This window comes from Planococcus sp. S3-L1 (genome assembly GCF_030063085.1).
Lineage (GTDB): Bacteria > Bacillota > Bacilli > Bacillales_A > Planococcaceae > Planococcus > Planococcus kocurii.
The window spans coordinates 108,778-124,990 of record NZ_JASISN010000010.1; the positions used below are offsets into that span (position 1 = coordinate 108,778).

The 16,213-nt window shown below is 37.8% G+C and carries 19 protein-coding genes and 1 pseudogene; 15 read left to right on the plus strand and 5 right to left on the minus strand.

Annotated features, from left to right (window positions below; all coding sequences use genetic code 11):
* Positions 1-28: 28 nt before the first annotated feature.
* Genes QMF37_RS11180 through QMF37_RS11195 form a run of 4 tightly spaced genes read left to right on the plus strand, consistent with a single transcriptional unit; the run spans position 29 to position 1,744 of the window.
* A complete protein-coding gene (locus QMF37_RS11180) occupies positions 29-181 on the plus strand; it encodes a hypothetical protein (protein ID WP_169793174.1) in 153 nt (50 codons plus the stop codon).
* A complete protein-coding gene (locus tag QMF37_RS11185; RefSeq protein WP_283478357.1) occupies positions 174-578 on the plus strand; it encodes a GNAT family N-acetyltransferase in 405 nt (134 codons plus the stop codon). The genes QMF37_RS11180 and QMF37_RS11185 overlap by 8 nt, the downstream gene beginning before the upstream one ends.
* Before the next feature lie 44 nt (positions 579-622).
* Complete coding sequence (locus tag QMF37_RS11190; protein WP_071152874.1) at positions 623-1,162, plus strand: GNAT family N-acetyltransferase; 540 nt, start codon at positions 623-625, stop codon at positions 1,160-1,162.
* A 36-nt stretch (positions 1,163-1,198) separates the two neighbouring features.
* Entirely contained in the window at positions 1,199-1,744 is a 546-nt protein-coding gene (locus QMF37_RS11195) for a GNAT family N-acetyltransferase (protein WP_071152873.1), read from the plus strand.
* A 16-nt stretch (positions 1,745-1,760) separates the two neighbouring features.
* Here the strand turns inward: QMF37_RS11195 and QMF37_RS11200 are convergent, their stop codons facing one another.
* A complete protein-coding gene (locus QMF37_RS11200) occupies positions 1,761-2,537 on the minus strand; it encodes a nucleotidyltransferase domain-containing protein (RefSeq protein ID WP_283478358.1) in 777 nt (258 codons plus the stop codon).
* Between the two features lie 84 nt (positions 2,538-2,621).
* Between QMF37_RS11200 and QMF37_RS11205 the strand changes: the two genes are divergently transcribed.
* The 6 genes from QMF37_RS11205 (at position 2,622) to panB (ending at position 6,544) form a co-directional block, all read left to right on the plus strand.
* Positions 2,622-3,308, plus strand: coding sequence for a Type 1 glutamine amidotransferase-like domain-containing protein (locus QMF37_RS11205; RefSeq protein WP_071152871.1), 687 nt, complete (start codon positions 2,622-2,624; stop codon positions 3,306-3,308).
* A gap of 9 nt (positions 3,309-3,317) precedes the next feature.
* Entirely contained in the window at positions 3,318-4,097 is a 780-nt protein-coding gene (locus tag QMF37_RS11210) for an alpha/beta hydrolase (protein WP_283478359.1), read from the plus strand.
* Entirely contained in the window at positions 4,094-4,576 is a 483-nt protein-coding gene (locus QMF37_RS11215; RefSeq protein WP_071152869.1) for a GNAT family N-acetyltransferase, read from the plus strand. Before QMF37_RS11210 ends, QMF37_RS11215 begins: the two co-directional genes overlap by 4 nt.
* Positions 4,577-4,927: a DUF6176 family protein gene (locus QMF37_RS11220; RefSeq protein WP_078080784.1), complete on the plus strand. Its 351-nt coding sequence runs from the start codon at positions 4,577-4,579 to the stop codon at positions 4,925-4,927.
* A 29-nt stretch (positions 4,928-4,956) separates the two neighbouring features.
* Positions 4,957-5,490 carry a GNAT family N-acetyltransferase gene (locus QMF37_RS11225; RefSeq protein WP_078080783.1) on the plus strand — a complete coding sequence of 178 codons (534 nt, stop codon included), beginning with the start codon at positions 4,957-4,959 and terminating at the stop codon, positions 5,488-5,490.
* A gap of 217 nt (positions 5,491-5,707) precedes the next feature.
* Positions 5,708-6,544, plus strand: a complete 837-nt coding sequence (gene panB / locus QMF37_RS11230) for a 3-methyl-2-oxobutanoate hydroxymethyltransferase (RefSeq protein WP_071152868.1) — start codon at positions 5,708-5,710, stop codon at positions 6,542-6,544.
* Positions 6,545-6,653: 109 nt separating this feature from the next.
* Here panB and QMF37_RS11235 read toward each other — a convergent pair whose 3' ends face one another.
* From QMF37_RS11235 to QMF37_RS11245, 3 genes are all read right to left on the minus strand, one after another.
* A complete protein-coding gene (locus QMF37_RS11235) occupies positions 6,654-8,162 on the minus strand; it encodes a GGDEF domain-containing protein (RefSeq protein ID WP_143039486.1) in 1,509 nt (502 codons plus the stop codon).
* Between the two features lie 94 nt (positions 8,163-8,256).
* The gene (locus tag QMF37_RS11240; protein ID WP_283478360.1) at positions 8,257-10,263 is read right to left on the minus strand and encodes a sensor domain-containing protein; all 2,007 of its coding nucleotides are present in this window, start codon (positions 10,261-10,263) and stop codon (positions 8,257-8,259) included.
* A gap of 866 nt (positions 10,264-11,129) precedes the next feature.
* On the minus strand, positions 11,130-11,312 hold the full coding sequence (locus QMF37_RS11245) for a hypothetical protein (RefSeq protein ID WP_071152867.1): 183 nt from the start codon (positions 11,310-11,312) through the stop codon (positions 11,130-11,132).
* Positions 11,313-11,654: 342 nt separating this feature from the next.
* Between QMF37_RS11245 and QMF37_RS11250 the strand changes: the two genes are divergently transcribed.
* The 5 genes from QMF37_RS11250 to QMF37_RS11270 all read left to right on the plus strand — a co-directional run bounded on the left by QMF37_RS11250 (position 11,655) and on the right by QMF37_RS11270 (position 15,906).
* Positions 11,655-12,152 carry an RNA polymerase sigma factor gene (locus QMF37_RS11250; protein ID WP_283478361.1) on the plus strand — a complete coding sequence of 166 codons (498 nt, stop codon included), beginning with the start codon at positions 11,655-11,657 and terminating at the stop codon, positions 12,150-12,152.
* Positions 12,149-13,021 carry an anti-sigma-V factor RsiV gene (gene rsiV, locus QMF37_RS11255; protein WP_283478362.1) on the plus strand — a complete coding sequence of 291 codons (873 nt, stop codon included), beginning with the start codon at positions 12,149-12,151 and terminating at the stop codon, positions 13,019-13,021. The genes QMF37_RS11250 and rsiV overlap by 4 nt, the downstream gene beginning before the upstream one ends.
* A gap of 149 nt (positions 13,022-13,170) precedes the next feature.
* Positions 13,171-14,547, plus strand: a complete 1,377-nt coding sequence (locus QMF37_RS11260; protein WP_283478363.1) for a polysaccharide deacetylase family protein — start codon at positions 13,171-13,173, stop codon at positions 14,545-14,547.
* 169 nt (positions 14,548-14,716) lie between these two features.
* The gene (locus QMF37_RS11265; RefSeq protein ID WP_283478364.1) at positions 14,717-15,616 is read left to right on the plus strand and encodes a DUF5996 family protein; all 900 of its coding nucleotides are present in this window, start codon (positions 14,717-14,719) and stop codon (positions 15,614-15,616) included.
* 14 nt (positions 15,617-15,630) lie between these two features.
* Positions 15,631-15,906 carry a GNAT family N-acetyltransferase gene (locus QMF37_RS11270; protein WP_283478365.1) on the plus strand — a complete coding sequence of 92 codons (276 nt, stop codon included), beginning with the start codon at positions 15,631-15,633 and terminating at the stop codon, positions 15,904-15,906.
* Positions 15,907-16,068: 162 nt separating this feature from the next.
* On the opposite strand, the pseudogene QMF37_RS11275 reads toward QMF37_RS11270, so the two are convergent.
* Positions 16,069-16,213: pseudogene (locus QMF37_RS11275) on the minus strand (IS5/IS1182 family transposase); the annotation flags it as partial.

Genomic DNA, 16,213 nt, shown 5'->3' on the forward strand with positions numbered 1-16,213 from the left:
TAGTAGTCATAATAAAGGAGGGAAAAATATGGGAGACATTATCGCGGTATTTGCGTTATTAGTGCCGGTTTTTATTGCTGCGATGGCATTGAGGTGGGTTCGGATCATCCGCAGTAATTCGGAAAGACAGATAGAACAAAACGAAGAAATCATCGCTTTGCTGAAAAAATCCAATGAATAAACAAAAAGATGTGCTCATTCGGAAATACAACGAAGTTGATTTCCGAACGATTCATGAGTTGAACAAGCAGCAAGGATGGAACAATCTCGTTGAAAAGAAGCAAGAGACACAGCAGGCTTGGGCAAATTCTACGGTGGCTGTGGTTGCTGAAATCGATGGACGAGTCGTTGGGTGCTTAAGAGGATTAACAGATGGTTTTATTTCTCTCTATATTTGTGAATTGTTGGTAAACCAAGATCATCGTAAATTAGGCATCGGAAAAAAGATGCTGCGCTATGCTCATAAGCTATATCCGAAAACTCGTTTGGAATTACTAGCTAGCGACGCTTCACGTAGTTTTTATGAAGCGCAGAGCTATCGGCCATTGTACGGTTTTCGTAAGACGATAGTAGAATAAACTGTTTCACGTGAAACGTTTAAATCTAAAGGAGTGATTTCCTAATGAGAAGTGAGCAGGTTTATATCCGATTTTTTCAGCCGAGAGATGCTGCTGAAAAGCTAAAGCTAGAGGTCGCAAACCGTAACTTTTTTGAAGCCTACTCGGTTACGCGTTATTCAGATTTCTATACGCTTGAAATGCAGCGAGAGCTTATTGAAATTTATGCCGATCAAAAAGAAGATGATTTATCGTATAGCTTTGGAATTTTTGAGAATGAAACCGACGTGTTGGTCGGAACAATTAGTTTAGTGCAAGTGATTAGAGGACCGTTGCAAAGCGCCATACTAGGGTATGCGCTAGACAAAACCTATAACGGTAGAGGCTATATGACAGAAGCAATTGAGCTGACCGTGGCATATGCTTTCAAAAAACTAGCGCTACACCGAATCGAAGCAGGCGTTATGCCAGGAAATGATGCTTCAGTTCGCGTGTTGGAAAAAGCAGGTTTCCATCAAGAAGGTATTGCTTCAAAAAATGTTGAAATTAACGGCAAATGGCAAGACCATCAAATACTCGCAATCATCAACCCAAGAGACTTTTAATAATATACGAGTACGCAATCAAAAAGGAGCAGAGCGATGACATTTCCTCTATTAGAAACAAAAAGGCTGCGTTTAAACCAAGTTGAAGAAAGCGATGCGGTGCGATTTTTCGACATCATGTCGCGAGACAAAGTGACCGAATATTACGGAATGGATTCGTTGAGTTACGAAGAAGAAGCTGTAGAAGTTATTCGTTCATTCCGTCTTAGTTTTGAAGTGAACCGAAGCATACGCTGGGCGATTCGCCTCAAAGAGACAAACCAGTTTATCGGAACAATCGGTTTGAATAACTTGAATCCAAAAGCAAAGAAAGCAGAGATTGGCTATGAATTACATCCAGATTATTGGGGTCAGCAATTCATGCAAGAAGCTATACACAGCGTGCTAAATTATGCTTTTACAGAACTCGATTTATACCGAATGGGTGCTGTAACGTTTCCCGAAAATACATCATCTAATCGTTTGTTACAAAAGCTAGGCTTTACAGTAGAAGGAAAACTGCGTGGTTATTTGTATCAACGGAACCAATCTCATGATGCGTTGATCTTTTCTTTATTAAAACCGGAATGGTCATCTAGCTAGCTTTAAAAGCATCATTTTATGTGCTTTCCACTCGTTCAGTGATCATTTTTTGCATCAAGGGCATTATTTTATTAGGGTCAGTTACGTGCTGATGCATCCAGCCAATTTCTTTTGCTAAAAGACATCGAACAATTAAAGCGGCTTGTGCGTGATTTTCTGGCGTCATTAAGGTCGACATTTTCTCGACTTCTGCAAAAATAGTTTTGGGCAGTGAGCGACTGATTGCTTTCAATCCAAGTTGCGCGCGTTCGGGTGTATACCGATATAGTAAAACCCGGGACAGATGTTCGAGGACTTGCGACAGCATCTTTACCGCCCAAATCTCATTTCCTCGTGCAGCGGCTTTCCGGTATTGGAATAAAAACCAAGCAACATCAATAACATGGTCGGTGTATTCCTCTTTACTCAGCGTAAGACTTTGCGACGCAACGAATTGTTCAAGTAAATTTTCAGGATCGTAAACGACTTTGAAAAAATCTTTTGCCGTGAATGATTCTACTGTCACCGTAAACAAATCGATATGCAGGAAATTATCAAAAACTACTATAAGCTGTGGCGCAATGATGAAGATGTCATCTTGAAATAGTACAGGGCGATACGCTTCAAGGTGAGACAGCCGCTCTTTCAAAAATAACGATTCTTGTTCTTGGTCGACCAGGCAATACAGGTCGATGTCTGAATGCTCGTCGTGCTCGTTCCTACCCATCGATCCCTTCAGAAAAACAGCCCGCACATATGAACTTTGTATTAAACTAGCCGTAATTTGTTGTACCGCAATTTCTTGAATGAGCACAATCGATTCCTCCAATAACTGAATTTTTTAATTGTATCATATAAGGATAAATATCCCAATTTTTTATAGAGGAGGATTTAAAATATGCGCCAAATTATTGCGATGGGCGGTGGTGGGTTCTCCATGGAACCGGACAATCCACTACTCGATCACTACATACTGAAACAAGCAAACAAAGCTCTACCCAAAATCTGTTTTATTCCAACGGCAAGCGGAGATGCAGATAACTATATTGAAAAATTTTATGATTTTTTCAATCAACAACACTGTGAGCCGAGTCATTTGTCTTTATTCAAACCACATACACGAAACTTAGAAGCGTTTGTATTACAGCAAGACATTATTTATGTAGGCGGCGGCAATACGAAAAACTTATTGGTGCTGTGGAAAGAGTGGGGACTGGATCAAATTTTGAAAAAGGCTTGGGAACAAGGCGTCATTCTTGCAGGACTCAGCGCAGGTTCAATTTGCTGGTACGAACAGGGTGTTACCGATTCGTATGGTGACAAACTCGAACCGCTCGAGGCGCTCGGCTTTTTACGAGGAAGTCATTGTCCGCATTACGACGGCGAAGCTGAAAGAAGACCGACCTATCGTCAGTTTATGAACCAAGGGGTAATGCAATCCGGCATCGCCGCAGACGACGGAGCGGCTGTTCATTATATCGACCAAAAAATTAAAAAGGTAGTCAGCTCAAGACCCTCAGCCAAAGCGTACCGTGTGTTTAAAGGTGGAGAAGAAGAATTGGCGGTTGAGTATTTGGGGGAGTGATCTGCAACAATGATGGATATTTTTTCGATCACATCAGAGAAGTTACAAGACAATCGAATGATTCGAGTTTCTATACCTAAAGATTACCGATTAACTAATAAGCAGTATCCTGTATTGTATATGCATGATGGCCAAAATGTTTTTCGAAATGATACTGCAATTGGTGGGATGTCTCTAGAGTTAGAGCATTATTTAGATATAAATAATTTAGACATAATCGTTGTAGCGATAGATCAAAATAGCAAAGAACGAAAAAACGAATATTGTCCGTGGAGAAATGGAGCATATAGCAAACAATTTCTAGAGGATAAAACAACGTCTTTTGGAGGCAATGGAGCGAGCTACATACAATTCATTGTTCAAGAATTGAAACCTTATATCGATAAAACATATCGAACAAAACAAAGCCAAACCGCAATGGCTGGAATTTCGCTTGGCGGGTTGATTACTTTATACGCAGCTTGTATTTATCCACATATATTCACAAACATCATTCTTTTTTCAGCCGGATTTTATGCCAATCAAGAAAAAATCGAAGAGTTGATAGATATAACAGACTTATCTGTACTAACTTCACTATATATGGACTGCGGTACAAGTGAAGCGGGGAGTAATTCAACCACTAGCCATGAATTTTTGGTTTCGAATCAGAGGATTGCAAAAAAGTTGAACAGAAAGTGTTCTGTTGTCACTTTTAACATATTAGAAGGGGAGAAACACAACTACCTTTCTTTTCAGAAAAGAGTTCCAGAGCTTTTTAGTTTTTTACAAAACGAGGTGCTTTCATGAAAGTAGAGTTAATTAAAGCAGAAGTTTCGGATGCCCCGTCTATTTTAGCAATGCAAAAAGAGTCTTTCATGCCACTATTAGTAAAATATCAAGACATGCAGACAAATCCTGCGAACGAAACACTTGAACAAGTTCTCACTCGAATCACAATGTCGGGCTCATTCTTCTACAAAATCGTAAAAGGACAGAAAATGGTAGGCGCAATACGCGTCAAGTACGGCGGAGAAAACTGTTTTTGGATTAGTCCTATATTTGTAGATCCACAGTTCCAAGGCCTCGGTGTTGCTAAAGAAGCAATGAAGCTAGTTGAAGAACGGCATGCAGAAGCGCATGTTTGGGAGCTCGCGACCATTTTAGAAGAAGAAGCAAACTGTAGGTTTTACGAAAAATTAGGATATCAATCAACAGGAGTAACTCAATCCTTAAATTCTAACGCGACATTAGGTTATTTTAACAAAATAGCAAAGGATGCGGACTAAATGAAACTAACTACAGAGCTTTCAAGATTTAAAGTGAAACAGGGAAAGGAAGTTGTAGTTGAGCAATGGATAGAATTTTTGGAAGAGCATATGGATAATGTATTACTCACACTTGAAGATGAAAAAATGTTCATCGAAACAATTTTTAGCGAAACACTTGATGGCAACACCTATCTTTACTGGTACTCGGTACAAGGAGAAGGGGGTGCAGAGTTGGAAAACTCAAGTCATGAAGTGGATCAAAAGCATATGGAATATTGGAACGACTGCATCGATTCAACTTACTCGCCAGTTGACTTAGAAGCAAAGCTTGTCATGATCCAGAAAAAAGTAAGGTCTGTAATGAATTGATAAAAGTGGAATTAGAGGAGAGACAAGTAATGCTTGAAACAAACCGCTTCTATTTGCGAGAGTTTATTAAAGAGGATTGGAAAGCTGTACATGCCTATGCCTCACAGGAAATAGTTACTCAATACCAACCATGGGGACCTAATACAGAAAAAGAAACGCAACAATATCTAGTAGATGTGTTAGAGCAACAGGTAACAAACCCTCGTACGAGTTTTACTTTTGCAGTGGTATGGAAACAAACAAACGAAGTGATTGGAGCGGGAGAGCTTTCTGCAATAGATAACATGAACCAGTCAGGTGAAATCGGTTATATTCTTCATCCGAATTTTTGGAGAAGGGGAATTGCGGCAGAAGTCACATTATTATTACTCGAATTTGGGTTTAGAAACAAAGAACTCAACAGAATTTCAGCTAGTTGTGATCTTCAAAACAGTGGGTCGCAAAACGTTCTAGAAAAATCAGGAATGGTAAAAGAAGGACTGCTTCGCCAAAACTTACGAATGAAAAAAGGCTGGCGCGATTCTCTGCTCTACAGTATTCTCAAAACTGAATACATGAGCTAGTATTCGTGTTCCCCTAACGCAACTTCTGCTATAGTGACATGAAGGGCAGTATCCTTGTTGAACTGCACCCCTCAAAATTGCTCAACAACTGCATAGTTCTGCCTTGATCTTAAATCGACAGGGACGGAGAAAACCTACAATAAACTTTCTGCCCGTCTGTCCAAAATTGGAAAGATGGGCTTTATTTTTGGTTTTCCTCCCAAAAGGAGAGAAAAAAATGAAGAATACCGCATCACTCATCAAAATGAAAACACAAAACGAAAAAATCGCCATGCTGACCGCCTATGATTACCCGTCAGCCAAGCTTGCTGAAGAAGCCGGAATTGATGTCATTTTAGTCGGCGATTCTTTAGGAATGGTCGTTCTTGGATATGATTCTACTGTAAAAGTAACCGTAGATGACATGATTCATCACGGCAAAGCAGCTCGTCGCGGAGCTCCCGACACATTTTTAGTGGTAGACATGCCATTTGCTTCGTTTCACGGAAGCGCACAACGTATACTGGATAACGCTGTTCAAATTTTTCAGGAGACTGGAGCGGAAGCGGTAAAAGTAGAAGGTGCAGATGAGGTAGTTGACGCCATACAATTATTAACACGTGCCGGCATTCCGGTTGTTGCGCATCTCGGATTGTTGCCTCAGTCAGCAGGTGTTCTAGGCGGTTATAAAGTGCAAGGCAAAACTGCAGATGCGGCACAAAAGCTAATTGAGGATGCACAAGCTTGTGAAGCAGCAGGAGCGTGTATGCTGGTCCTGGAATGTATTCCGTACCAATTAGCTGACAAAGTCACCACAGCTCTCACCATCCCGGTTATCGGCATTGGAGCAGGCAGTGAAACAGATGGCCAAGTTTTGGTTTATCACGACACCTTGAAATACGGATCGCACCATTTGCCGAAATTTGTACGGTCTTATGCAGAAACAGGTGAGATCATGAAAAACGGCTTGATTCAGTACGTCAATGAGGTGAAATCAAACACATTTCCTGCGGAGGAACACCGCTTTACGATGAGGGAAGAAGAACTCCACCAGTTGTATGGAGGAAAAGAATAGGTAAACAAGAAAACCCCGCCATCTTGAAAAAGATAGTGGGGTTTCTCTCTTTAAACTACTGTATTATAGGCCTATAAGAAAGAGGATTTACCTTTTGGAATAAAATCTTCTATATTTTATAGGTGTTGCCTCTCAAAAGCTTATTACTATACATATGTTTATCTGCTCGTTTAAATACTTCTTTAATTTCATAATTCTTGTTCTTCTTCGTTTCATGACCAAAGGAAACAGAAACGACAAGTGAACCTACCTTTTCTAGCCCCGACAACTCATTAATGCGTTCAATAATCAACTCTGCTTCAGAAGAGTCTGTGTTAGGTAACAGAATAACAAACTCATCGCCACCGATTCTGCAAATAACATCATTTGCTCGACAGCCTTGTTTGATTACTTCGGCAGATTTTTTCAATAAGACATCGCCCATGGAATGTCCAAACGAATCATTGATCAGTTTTAAACCATTTACATCTCCAATTATAATAGTCAAAGGTAGATTTTTTGCTGTATCCATTCTTTCTATTTCTTCCTCGTAAAATCTTCTATTATACAAACCTGTTAATTGATCATTATAGCTAAGATATAAAATTTCTTCATTTTGAAAGACCAGTTCTTTGTTGGCAATAGTTAATTCAGCGGCTCGTTTATCTTTCTCTTCGTTTTGAAAGATCAGCTCTTGATTTGCAATAATTAACTCTGCTGCCCGGTCAGCTTTTTCTTCGGTTTGAAAAATAATTTTTTTGTTGGCAATGACGAGTTCTGCTGCCCGGTCAGCTTTTTCTTCAGTTTGGAAGATTAGCTCTTTGTTGGCAATGACGAGTTCTGCCGCCCGGTCAGCTTTTTCTTCAGTTTGGAAGATCAACTCTTTGTTGGCAATGACGAGTTCTGCTGCCCGGTCTATTTTTTCTTCAGTTTGAAAAACAAGTTCTTTGTTTGCGATAACCAACTCGGCCGCCCGGTCAGCTTTTTCAGCAGTTTGAAAGGCCAGTTCTTTGTCTGCGATGACTAGCTCAGCGGCGCGTTTGTCTTTTTCTTCATGTTGAAAAGCCAGTTCCTTATTCGCGATGACCAATTCAGCGGCGCGTTTGTCTTTTTCTTCATTTTGAAAAACCAGCTCTTGATTCGCAATGATCAACTCGGCCGCTCGTCTATCTTTTTCTTCATTTTGAAAGACTAGCTCTTTATTCGCGATGACCAATTCAGCCGCCCGATCAGCTTTTTCAGCAGTTTGAAAGACCAGTTCTTTGTTTGCGATGACTAATTCGGCCGCCCGCTTTGCTTTTTCTTCAGTTTGAAAAGCCAGTTCCTTATTCGCAATGACTAGCTCAGCCGCGCGTTTGTCTTTTTCTTCATGTTGAAAGGCTAGTTCTTTGTTCGCAATGACTAACTCGGCCGCCCGTTTATCTTTCTCTTCGTTTTGAAAGACTAGTTCTTTATTTGCGATGATCAACTCAGCCGCACGTTTGTCTTTTTCCTCATTTTGAAAAACGAGCTCTTGATTCGCAATGACTAATTCAGCAGCCCGATCGGCTTTTTCTTTGCTTTGAAAGATCAATTCTTTCTTTGCATTAATCAGCTCGGCTAGACTTTCTTTGTTTGGTAAGTAAAGGTTATTGCCCATAGCACACTACACTCCAATTTTTTTATGGTGGGATATCTAAACTTCTAAGAATTATGGGTAATCCTCATAAGTTCATACTGCTTTTTTGTCTCTACTATGAAATATTCAAATATTTTTTGCTGAAAGCTTCAGGTGACAAAGGCTTATCGTGAAGATAACCTTGATGAATAGGACAACCATTTTCTTGTAGGAATAAAGCTTCTGCGGGTGTTTCAACACCTTCAGCTAACAATTGACAATCAATCCCTTTGACAAACTGGATCAGTGATTTGAGAACTGCTTCAGATCGGGCATCTTGACCAATTTTGCTGATAAACGATTTATCTAACTTAATTTTATCGATGGGGTAATCTACCAAATAGGCTAGCATAGAAAAACCGGTACCAAAATCATCCAAAGCAATTGAAATTCCTTTTGATCTGCAAGTCATTAAGTTAGTTAGCGTCAGTTCCGAACCGGTCAGTTCTACACTCTCTGTGATTTCGAGTTCAATCTGATCAGCTGGAATCTGATTTTTTTCCATCATGAGAAATAAATCATGAAAGAAAGTTTGGCTTGTGAGTAGCGATGAGGTCACATTAATAGCGGTTTTAGGGAAACTGTTACTGTGCTTTTTCTCTTCATTTATAAAAGTAAAAACTTCCTCTAGCAGATGATTTGTTAAACGTGATATAGTTCCTGTCTCTTCAGCGATGCCAATGAATTCAATAGGAGAAATAGGACCGAGCGTTGGGTGATTCCAGCGCGACAGCACTTCAACGCCGGTGAGATCCCCAGTTGCACAATTAATTTGTGGTTGTAAAACAAAATGATAGCCAATTTCTTGGAGATTTCCTGCCAGACTTTCTTCAATCAAAAATCGCCGGGCTAAATCAATTCCCATCCCCGAATGAAAATGGGAGTAGGAAGAACCATTTTGCTCTTTAGCTTTTCGCATCGCTGTCTCAGCATACGCGATGAGTTCTTCGGCACCGTAAGAATCTTGAGGATAGGAAGAAACTCCAATGCTCGCGTTTACTGTGATCGACTTAGCGTTTTCCAATACCATAGAATTAGGGAAGATGTTCCGTATTTTTTGCGGGAATTCTTCGATTTCTTCTTTTGGTTGATGCAAATGGAGAAGAATGAGTTCGTCGCCGTCAAGTCGACCAGCTAAATCTTGAGGAGACAACAAGTTTTCGACTTTTTCGACGATTTTTTTAATAACTTGGTCTCCAGTTTTGTGATTATAGAGTGTATTAATATGCTTAAAATTATCTAGATTAATATAGATGAGAGAAAAAGGGAGTTCTTTTTGCAGAATTTGTTCAATACTTTCTTCAAATTTTACCCGCGTTAACCAGCCCGTTAAATAATCGGTTGAGGGAACCTTTAGAAGTTTTGCTTCCAATGTCTCTTCCTTATGAACTTTTTGATAATAAACAGCGAGTCCTCCATCAGAAACTGGTGTAACTTTGACACTAAACCTAGTATCCAGGGGAGCATAGTATTCTTCAAATTGTAAGGGTACTCGATCCTGCATTGCCCGAATATAAGTCGAATAAAATTTAGTTCCAACAGCTTTTGGGAAGCAACTCCAAATACTTCGACCAATCAGTTCTTGTTTTTTACGCTGAAGAATTTTTTCCGATTCGGAATTTAAAAAGTGGAACCTCATTTGGTTGTCGAGAAGGAAAAAAGCTTCTGCCATATTCTCGAGAACAACTTCTGCCTTCAGACAACTTAATGAGGACACATTGGTCACCTGCTGTTTATAAAGGATGATTCCTTTTGAATTATTGTCGAGTGAAAAAGATTGATATTTTACAGACAGGTATTCTATGGTTTTTGGGTCGTAGAAAAGTGATAGCTGAATTACTTCCTTTTCGTTTCCCATCAATATATCTTTCATAGATTGAACCACGTTGAATTTCTTCATTTCTTCCAGACATTTGAAGTAGTTCCCTCCGTCTTTCCAAAGAGCGGTTGGCAGTTGACGACTCTGACAATACACTCTCCAATTTTGGCTAGAATGAGCAACGAATCCTTCTGTGTTCAAAACTAGAACAAAATCTTCTTGCGTTTCATCTAACTCTTGAATTTGTTGTTCAATGTTTTGCATACTCAGTCATTCCTATCTATCTTCACTGTATTTTAAGTACGTTGTTATTTATGGCTGCTTAACTGACAATTATCGAAGATAGTCCATCTTTATTAAAACTGGATGTTATCTTTTACATAATCATTACTAATAAATCGATATTCATCCGCTAGTAAAACGATGATATTCAGTGTCCAAGGATTTGAAGCACGATAAAAAAATTGGAGAAATGTAATCTCCAACCCTTATTCTATATACTCCTCAAAATAGGCAATGATCTCTCAACTTATGTAATGAGAGTTTTTATATCTTTTTACATATAATCCATTTTAAAAATGTACATACATCAAAAGAAAAAAATGCTTTTTTGGTGACTCGGTTAATATGAAATATCTAATTAATTGGGATTTATACTTAATAAGTATTTATTTTTTAATAATTTTTAGACACAAATGCTTATTTAAATGGATTAAAATGAATTATATATCCTTAATGTATAATATAATATAGGTATTTTGAACCTAAGATTTTATCGGTAAATAAATTGTATAGTAAGAATAAATAATTATTTTTTATTTTACCAATTGAATGTAAAAAGGACAGTAGAATAGAAGAAAAGAATAGCTAAACAGTAGAATCCCATCACCTTCATAAGGTGGTGGGATTCTACTTAATTAATTTAGCTTTTGCGCTAGCTTGCCTTATACAGAACGTATACCAGTTGCATTAGCTGCTTATCATTTAAAAAGAGAAAGCAATTGAATTTTGAACAAGCTCTTTAGTAGGTTTATCGGGTATTGGGAGTCATTGTTCAAACGGCTGGAGATTTAAATGTTGCGCTATTATTAAATTCAGAGTCTTTGGCTGCCATGAGCTTGAGTTCCATTTTATTGAAATAGGTTCGTTAGTCTGCGGCAGCCACTAGTTGGGTCGAACATCATTGCTCGGATTTTAATCTCTTTACGAACAAAGTCTTTTTGTACCATCTTTTTCTCGGTTGGTTTTGATTGGAGAATAAATTCCTTAAAATAGCTAGAAACACCATCTACTTTCAGAAGAGGGTAAGCCAATGTCACAACTCCAAAATCCGTATACGTTTTTCAAAGTTGCGAGGTAAATTTCCAAATCCTCAATAAAAATTTTCTGTTTTTAAAATAGTAGTATGGTAACTTCTATTTTTAAAGAAAAGGCGATTTTTTATCTACTTTTTAGAATTTTTAGGAGTCGTGTTTGAGGTTCTTTAAAAAAAGATAGTAAAATAGAGAATTCTGTAAAAAAATTACCGATTTACACACGAATATCTCCTGTTGAAAAAATAATAAGGACGATTCAAACTTTTAGATTGTCTAGCCCGTCAAATAATAAGAACGTGTACGCGACATGTTGGAATTGGAAAAGGTGAAAACTTTGTCATGACAAAAGAAGAAAAATTTAAACTCATAGAGAAATTTATAATCGAAAATCGAGAATCGCATTATCGACTTGCTTATAGTTATGTAAGAAACAAAGATACAGCACTCGATATTGTGCAAGACGCTATTGTGAAAGCTCTCAATTCGATTGATCGCCTAGACGACATCAATTTATTGAAAACGTGGTTTTACCGAATTGTCATTAACACATCGATTGATTTTATTCGAAAAAATAAACGTTCGATGGCAATGGATGATGAAGTGTTGAAAGTCTATTTGCCTCATTTAGAAAATGAACTGCATGATATGGATTTACAAGAAGCCATTGAACAACTTTCTCCAGAATACAAAACAGTGATTATTCTTCGGTTTTTTGAGGATTTAAAAATCGATACCATAGCAGAAATAACCGAACAAAATGTGAATACCGTTAAAACTAGACTGTATAGCGCCTTGAAAAAACTGCGCATTGAAATCGGAGGGGACCTTTGGTCATGAAAAAACTTGAGAAATTAAAAAAAGACTATGATGAAATTGAAATTCCATCAGAACTAGAAGGTCTTGTAAAGGACTCAATACGACAAGCAAAGTCAGCACAGAAAAAGCCAAGGCGTGCAAAAAAATGGTCTCTCGCCTCAGCTGCAGCAGCAGCCTTATTTGTTGGGAGCATCAATGTAAGTCCAGCATGGGCACAATCGATGTCATCGATTCCTGGACTTGGCGCGATTGTAGAAGTCTTCACCGTTCAAAAGGTAGCGATAGATGAAGAAACCTATCAAGCGAATCTTACGACACCTGCGATTGAAGGCTTAGAAAACAATGAGTTACAAAATTCGTTAAATGAAAAATACATTGAAGAAAATAAAGTGCTTTTAGAACAATTTGAACAAGAAGTTGCGGGCATGAAAGAGATTGGCGAGGGACACCTTGGAATTGATACAGGATATGAAGTCATCACTGACACAGAGCAATTGCTGTCCATTGCGCGTTATGAGGTTGAAATCGGTGGGTCATCTTCAATGACTATGAAGTATGACACAGTCGATAAAGAAAATAGTGTATTGATCACCTTGCCAAGTCTTTTCAAAGACGACCAGTACATTGATGTGATCAGTTTATATATTGCGGCTGAGATGAAACGACAAATGGCTGTGGATGAAGAAATTTCTTATTTTACTTCAGACGATATAACATCAGAATTTAGCACCATTAAACCGGATCAAAAATTTTATATCACTCCAACAAACAAATTGGTAATTGCATTTGATGAGTACGAAGTGGCAGCAGGGTATATGGGAGTTGTCACCTTTGAAATCCCGACTAATATAATTGATGATTTGTTAGTTAGCGACAAGTATATTAAATAGTTTCCTCCTATAGAAGCAGTAAGCGCATTTAATAGCTTACTGCTTCTATAATATAGTACTCAGTATTTTTAAAAAATTTTTGCGTAGTCCAAACTATTTGTAAGAAGTAGCCGTCTAACTATTTATAACCAATTAAAGGAGTCTTAATCTTGAACAGAAAAAAACTTAAACGTCGTTCTTTTTGGATCAATACGTTCCTCTTATTTTTTATCGGAATATTAACAATTTCTACATTTAGTTTAATGACAATGGCTACAAAGAAAGATAACGCTTCAACATCTGAAGCAAATAAAGTGACGGTACCAACTAAAATAATGTTCAACACATCTGAATCTGATATTCCAGGCATAAAAATTGTTACAGAAACATCAACTGATGCATCAGCTCCTTTTGTGCTTCAATATCCTCAAACTGAATATAGCACTCATAATAAAGCTGTTTTTCAATACATAGAAAGAGCGAAAGAAAATTATTTAACGAAAACACAGAATGGCAAAGTCGAAGGAGATTTGACGATTTCTTATGAAATCATCTCTCATTCTTCAAAAAAATATTCAATTGCGCTAACGACCAATCGAGTAATTGGGGAGGCTAGTGAACAACAAAGAATAGAATCGTTTCACTGGAATCTTGAAACAGGTGAAAATTTCACAATTAAGGATGTACTCGAGAACGATTCAAAACACCTAATGATGTTGTCCACGTTAGTACGTCACAATCTATACAATAATTCGACCTTATCAAACGAATTTTCTCAAGACAAAATTCGTTTAGAGACGCAACCAACTTGGGAAAACTTTGATCAATTCGTCGTTACAGATAAATCCATCACTTTTTATTTCGCTGAATCAGAAGAAGAAATAGGTCTTGTTAATTCTATAGTTACAACCATTCCATTAACTACTATAAATGAGTTGCTTGCTGAGCCATTCCAATTACTAATAGAAGAAGATGAAGTGACACAAGCACCTGCCGAGACAACGAAGAAAGTCGCTTTAACATTTGACGATGGACCCAATCCGAAAACAACTGTACAAATACTAGAGATATTAAACAAATATGATGCCAAGGCAACATTTTTTATGTTAGGGAATAGGGTGCAAGCCTATCCTGAAATCGCTAAACAAGTGCGAGAAGAAGGTCATGAAATCAGCAATCATTCATGGAATCATCCTGATTTAACAAAGCTAAGTACGGAAAAGGTGCAAAGAGAAATCCAGGATACCAATACAATTATTGAAATGGTTACAGGTGAAAAATCAACTAGCTTCAGACCGCCATACGGAGCAGTAAATGCGGCTGTTCGCCAACAAACAAATCTACCTATAGTTTTATGGGATGTAGATACGCTCGATTGGCAAGATCGTGATGCTCATCAATTACTCGTTAATGTAAAACGTGATGTAAAAGGTGGGAGCATCATTCTTATGCATGATATCCACCAATCTACAGCAGACGGACTTGATGCCGTTTTAGCTTATTTACAAAGTGAAGACTACACATTTGTAAAAGCTTCTGACTTGTAATAACCGCTTAACTAATAGAAGGAAAAGTAAAATATCTGTCGAAAAAAAGGAAGTAGCGAAAAGTGCTACTTCCTTTTTTAGAGGTAATTTTCCTTTTATTATGTTAGAAAGTGATTTTGCCGGGTATGTAAGTTTAATAATGAGAAAATTAAATGAGGGAGGAGACAATATGAAAGTAGATATTATTAAGCATTCTGAATGGGCAGATACAAAATTTACATTGCATTTAATCTCTCAAATTTTAGGGAAGATTAAATTAGTAACAGCTCATAAAGAACCTCAATGGGCACATGTCATGCTTCCGTTAACACCCAATGGGTTTACAACGGGTTTGTTATTTGCGGATGATGACCTTTTGCAGCTTGAGGTAGATGTCAAGAATAGTTTAATCTCTGTCAATGTCAATGGAACAACTGAAAACATTGTAATTGAAACGTCAAAATCCATTAAAAATTATTTTGACGAAATTTTTCATAGCATCCATTCACGAGGAGTCGATGTAATAATTAACCCGAAACCTCAAGAAATGGTGTACAAAAAATTATTAAACGAAGACGAAACACCGCTAACGTTTAATCAGAAAGATGCGGTAAGAGGATTAACTCTATTTCAATTAGTACTGCATGAACAAATGAAATTTATTGCTCCTATGCGTAGCCGAAAGATAAAACCAGCACTTTTTTGGGGAACTTTTGACGTCGCCATGCTCATTTTGCACGGAATTATGGAAGAGTTTCCTGAAGATCGCGTTATTGAAAAAGCGGCCTTTGATGAACATATGATTGAGTTTGGATTTTGGCTAGGCGATGATAATGTAGACACACCTTCTTTCTTTGTGTTGCCTTATCCATTTATCAACAAAGATTTGAATCATACTTCTATAAAGCCGGATGAAGCCTACTACGATGCAAATTTAAGCGAATACTTTTTAGATCTTGAAAGTGTCATGAAATCGGAAAATCCGAGCAAGACAGTTCAAGAATTTTTCAACTCAACTTTTGATGTGTTAAAAGTTGAGTTGAAATGGGATGATTGTTCCCATTACTTCATCCCATTGAAAATGAATTAGAGGAGGAATAAATAATGGAGATTAAAGCTGGAGAAAACAAATTTTATATTGGCAATGACTCGGTAGACCCGGACGCTGAGGTTCATTTTGTACCGACAGGACCTAAACTAATGATTATTGATCACACATATGTTAGCGAGAGTTTACGAGGACAAGGTGTAGGTGAGAAGCTTGTGAAAAAAGCGGTAGATTATGCACGACAACAAGATATACGAATTGTACCGCTTTGTCCGTTTGCTAAAAAAGAATTCTCGAGTCATCCAGAATATGAAGATGTTTTGGCTACTTAATAAGGATAGCTACACGCGAGAGCGACAATACACTTGTTTAAGGTAGCCAAATAAATTTGGCTACCTTTTATTTTAAAAAATAGTTAATTGAATCAATTTCATAAATCGCCCTTTTAAAAAAGTGTAGACGGTTTTTCGGACCATTTTTCCTGTTTTTAAAATTTAAGCGGCTGCTAAAGTACGGTTTCTAGCGACTTTCAAACGATCGCTCGCCAATCGGGACGCGTTGTAAATCAACGAAACGAGTTCAAAATGGACTTTCGCTTTCTTGCCTGTCCGGTGTCGAACATTATTCAAATCGAAATAC

Coding starts and splice junctions, on each gene's coding strand:
- QMF37_RS11195 (WP_071152873.1), top strand. CDS start 1,199: ATGACATTTCCTCTATTAGAAACAAAAAGGCTGCGTTTAAACCAAGTT.
- QMF37_RS11240 (WP_283478360.1), bottom strand. CDS start 10,263: ATGCAAAACATTGAACAACAAATTCAAGAGTTAGATGAAACGCAAGAA.
- panB (WP_071152868.1), top strand. CDS start 5,708: ATGAAGAATACCGCATCACTCATCAAAATGAAAACACAAAACGAAAAA.
- QMF37_RS11210 (WP_283478359.1), top strand. CDS start 3,318: ATGATGGATATTTTTTCGATCACATCAGAGAAGTTACAAGACAATCGA.
- rsiV (WP_283478362.1), top strand. CDS start 12,149: ATGAAAAAACTTGAGAAATTAAAAAAAGACTATGATGAAATTGAAATT.
- QMF37_RS11215 (WP_071152869.1), top strand. CDS start 4,094: ATGAAAGTAGAGTTAATTAAAGCAGAAGTTTCGGATGCCCCGTCTATT.
- QMF37_RS11220 (WP_078080784.1), top strand. CDS start 4,577: ATGAAACTAACTACAGAGCTTTCAAGATTTAAAGTGAAACAGGGAAAG.
- QMF37_RS11250 (WP_283478361.1), top strand. CDS start 11,655: ATGACAAAAGAAGAAAAATTTAAACTCATAGAGAAATTTATAATCGAA.
- QMF37_RS11270 (WP_283478365.1), top strand. CDS start 15,631: ATGGAGATTAAAGCTGGAGAAAACAAATTTTATATTGGCAATGACTCG.
- QMF37_RS11180 (WP_169793174.1), top strand. CDS start 29: ATGGGAGACATTATCGCGGTATTTGCGTTATTAGTGCCGGTTTTTATT.
- QMF37_RS11265 (WP_283478364.1), top strand. CDS start 14,717: ATGAAAGTAGATATTATTAAGCATTCTGAATGGGCAGATACAAAATTT.
- QMF37_RS11225 (WP_078080783.1), top strand. CDS start 4,957: ATGCTTGAAACAAACCGCTTCTATTTGCGAGAGTTTATTAAAGAGGAT.
- QMF37_RS11205 (WP_071152871.1), top strand. CDS start 2,622: ATGCGCCAAATTATTGCGATGGGCGGTGGTGGGTTCTCCATGGAACCG.
- QMF37_RS11235 (WP_143039486.1), bottom strand. CDS start 8,162: ATGGGCAATAACCTTTACTTACCAAACAAAGAAAGTCTAGCCGAGCTG.
- QMF37_RS11190 (WP_071152874.1), top strand. CDS start 623: ATGAGAAGTGAGCAGGTTTATATCCGATTTTTTCAGCCGAGAGATGCT.
- QMF37_RS11185 (WP_283478357.1), top strand. CDS start 174: ATGAATAAACAAAAAGATGTGCTCATTCGGAAATACAACGAAGTTGAT.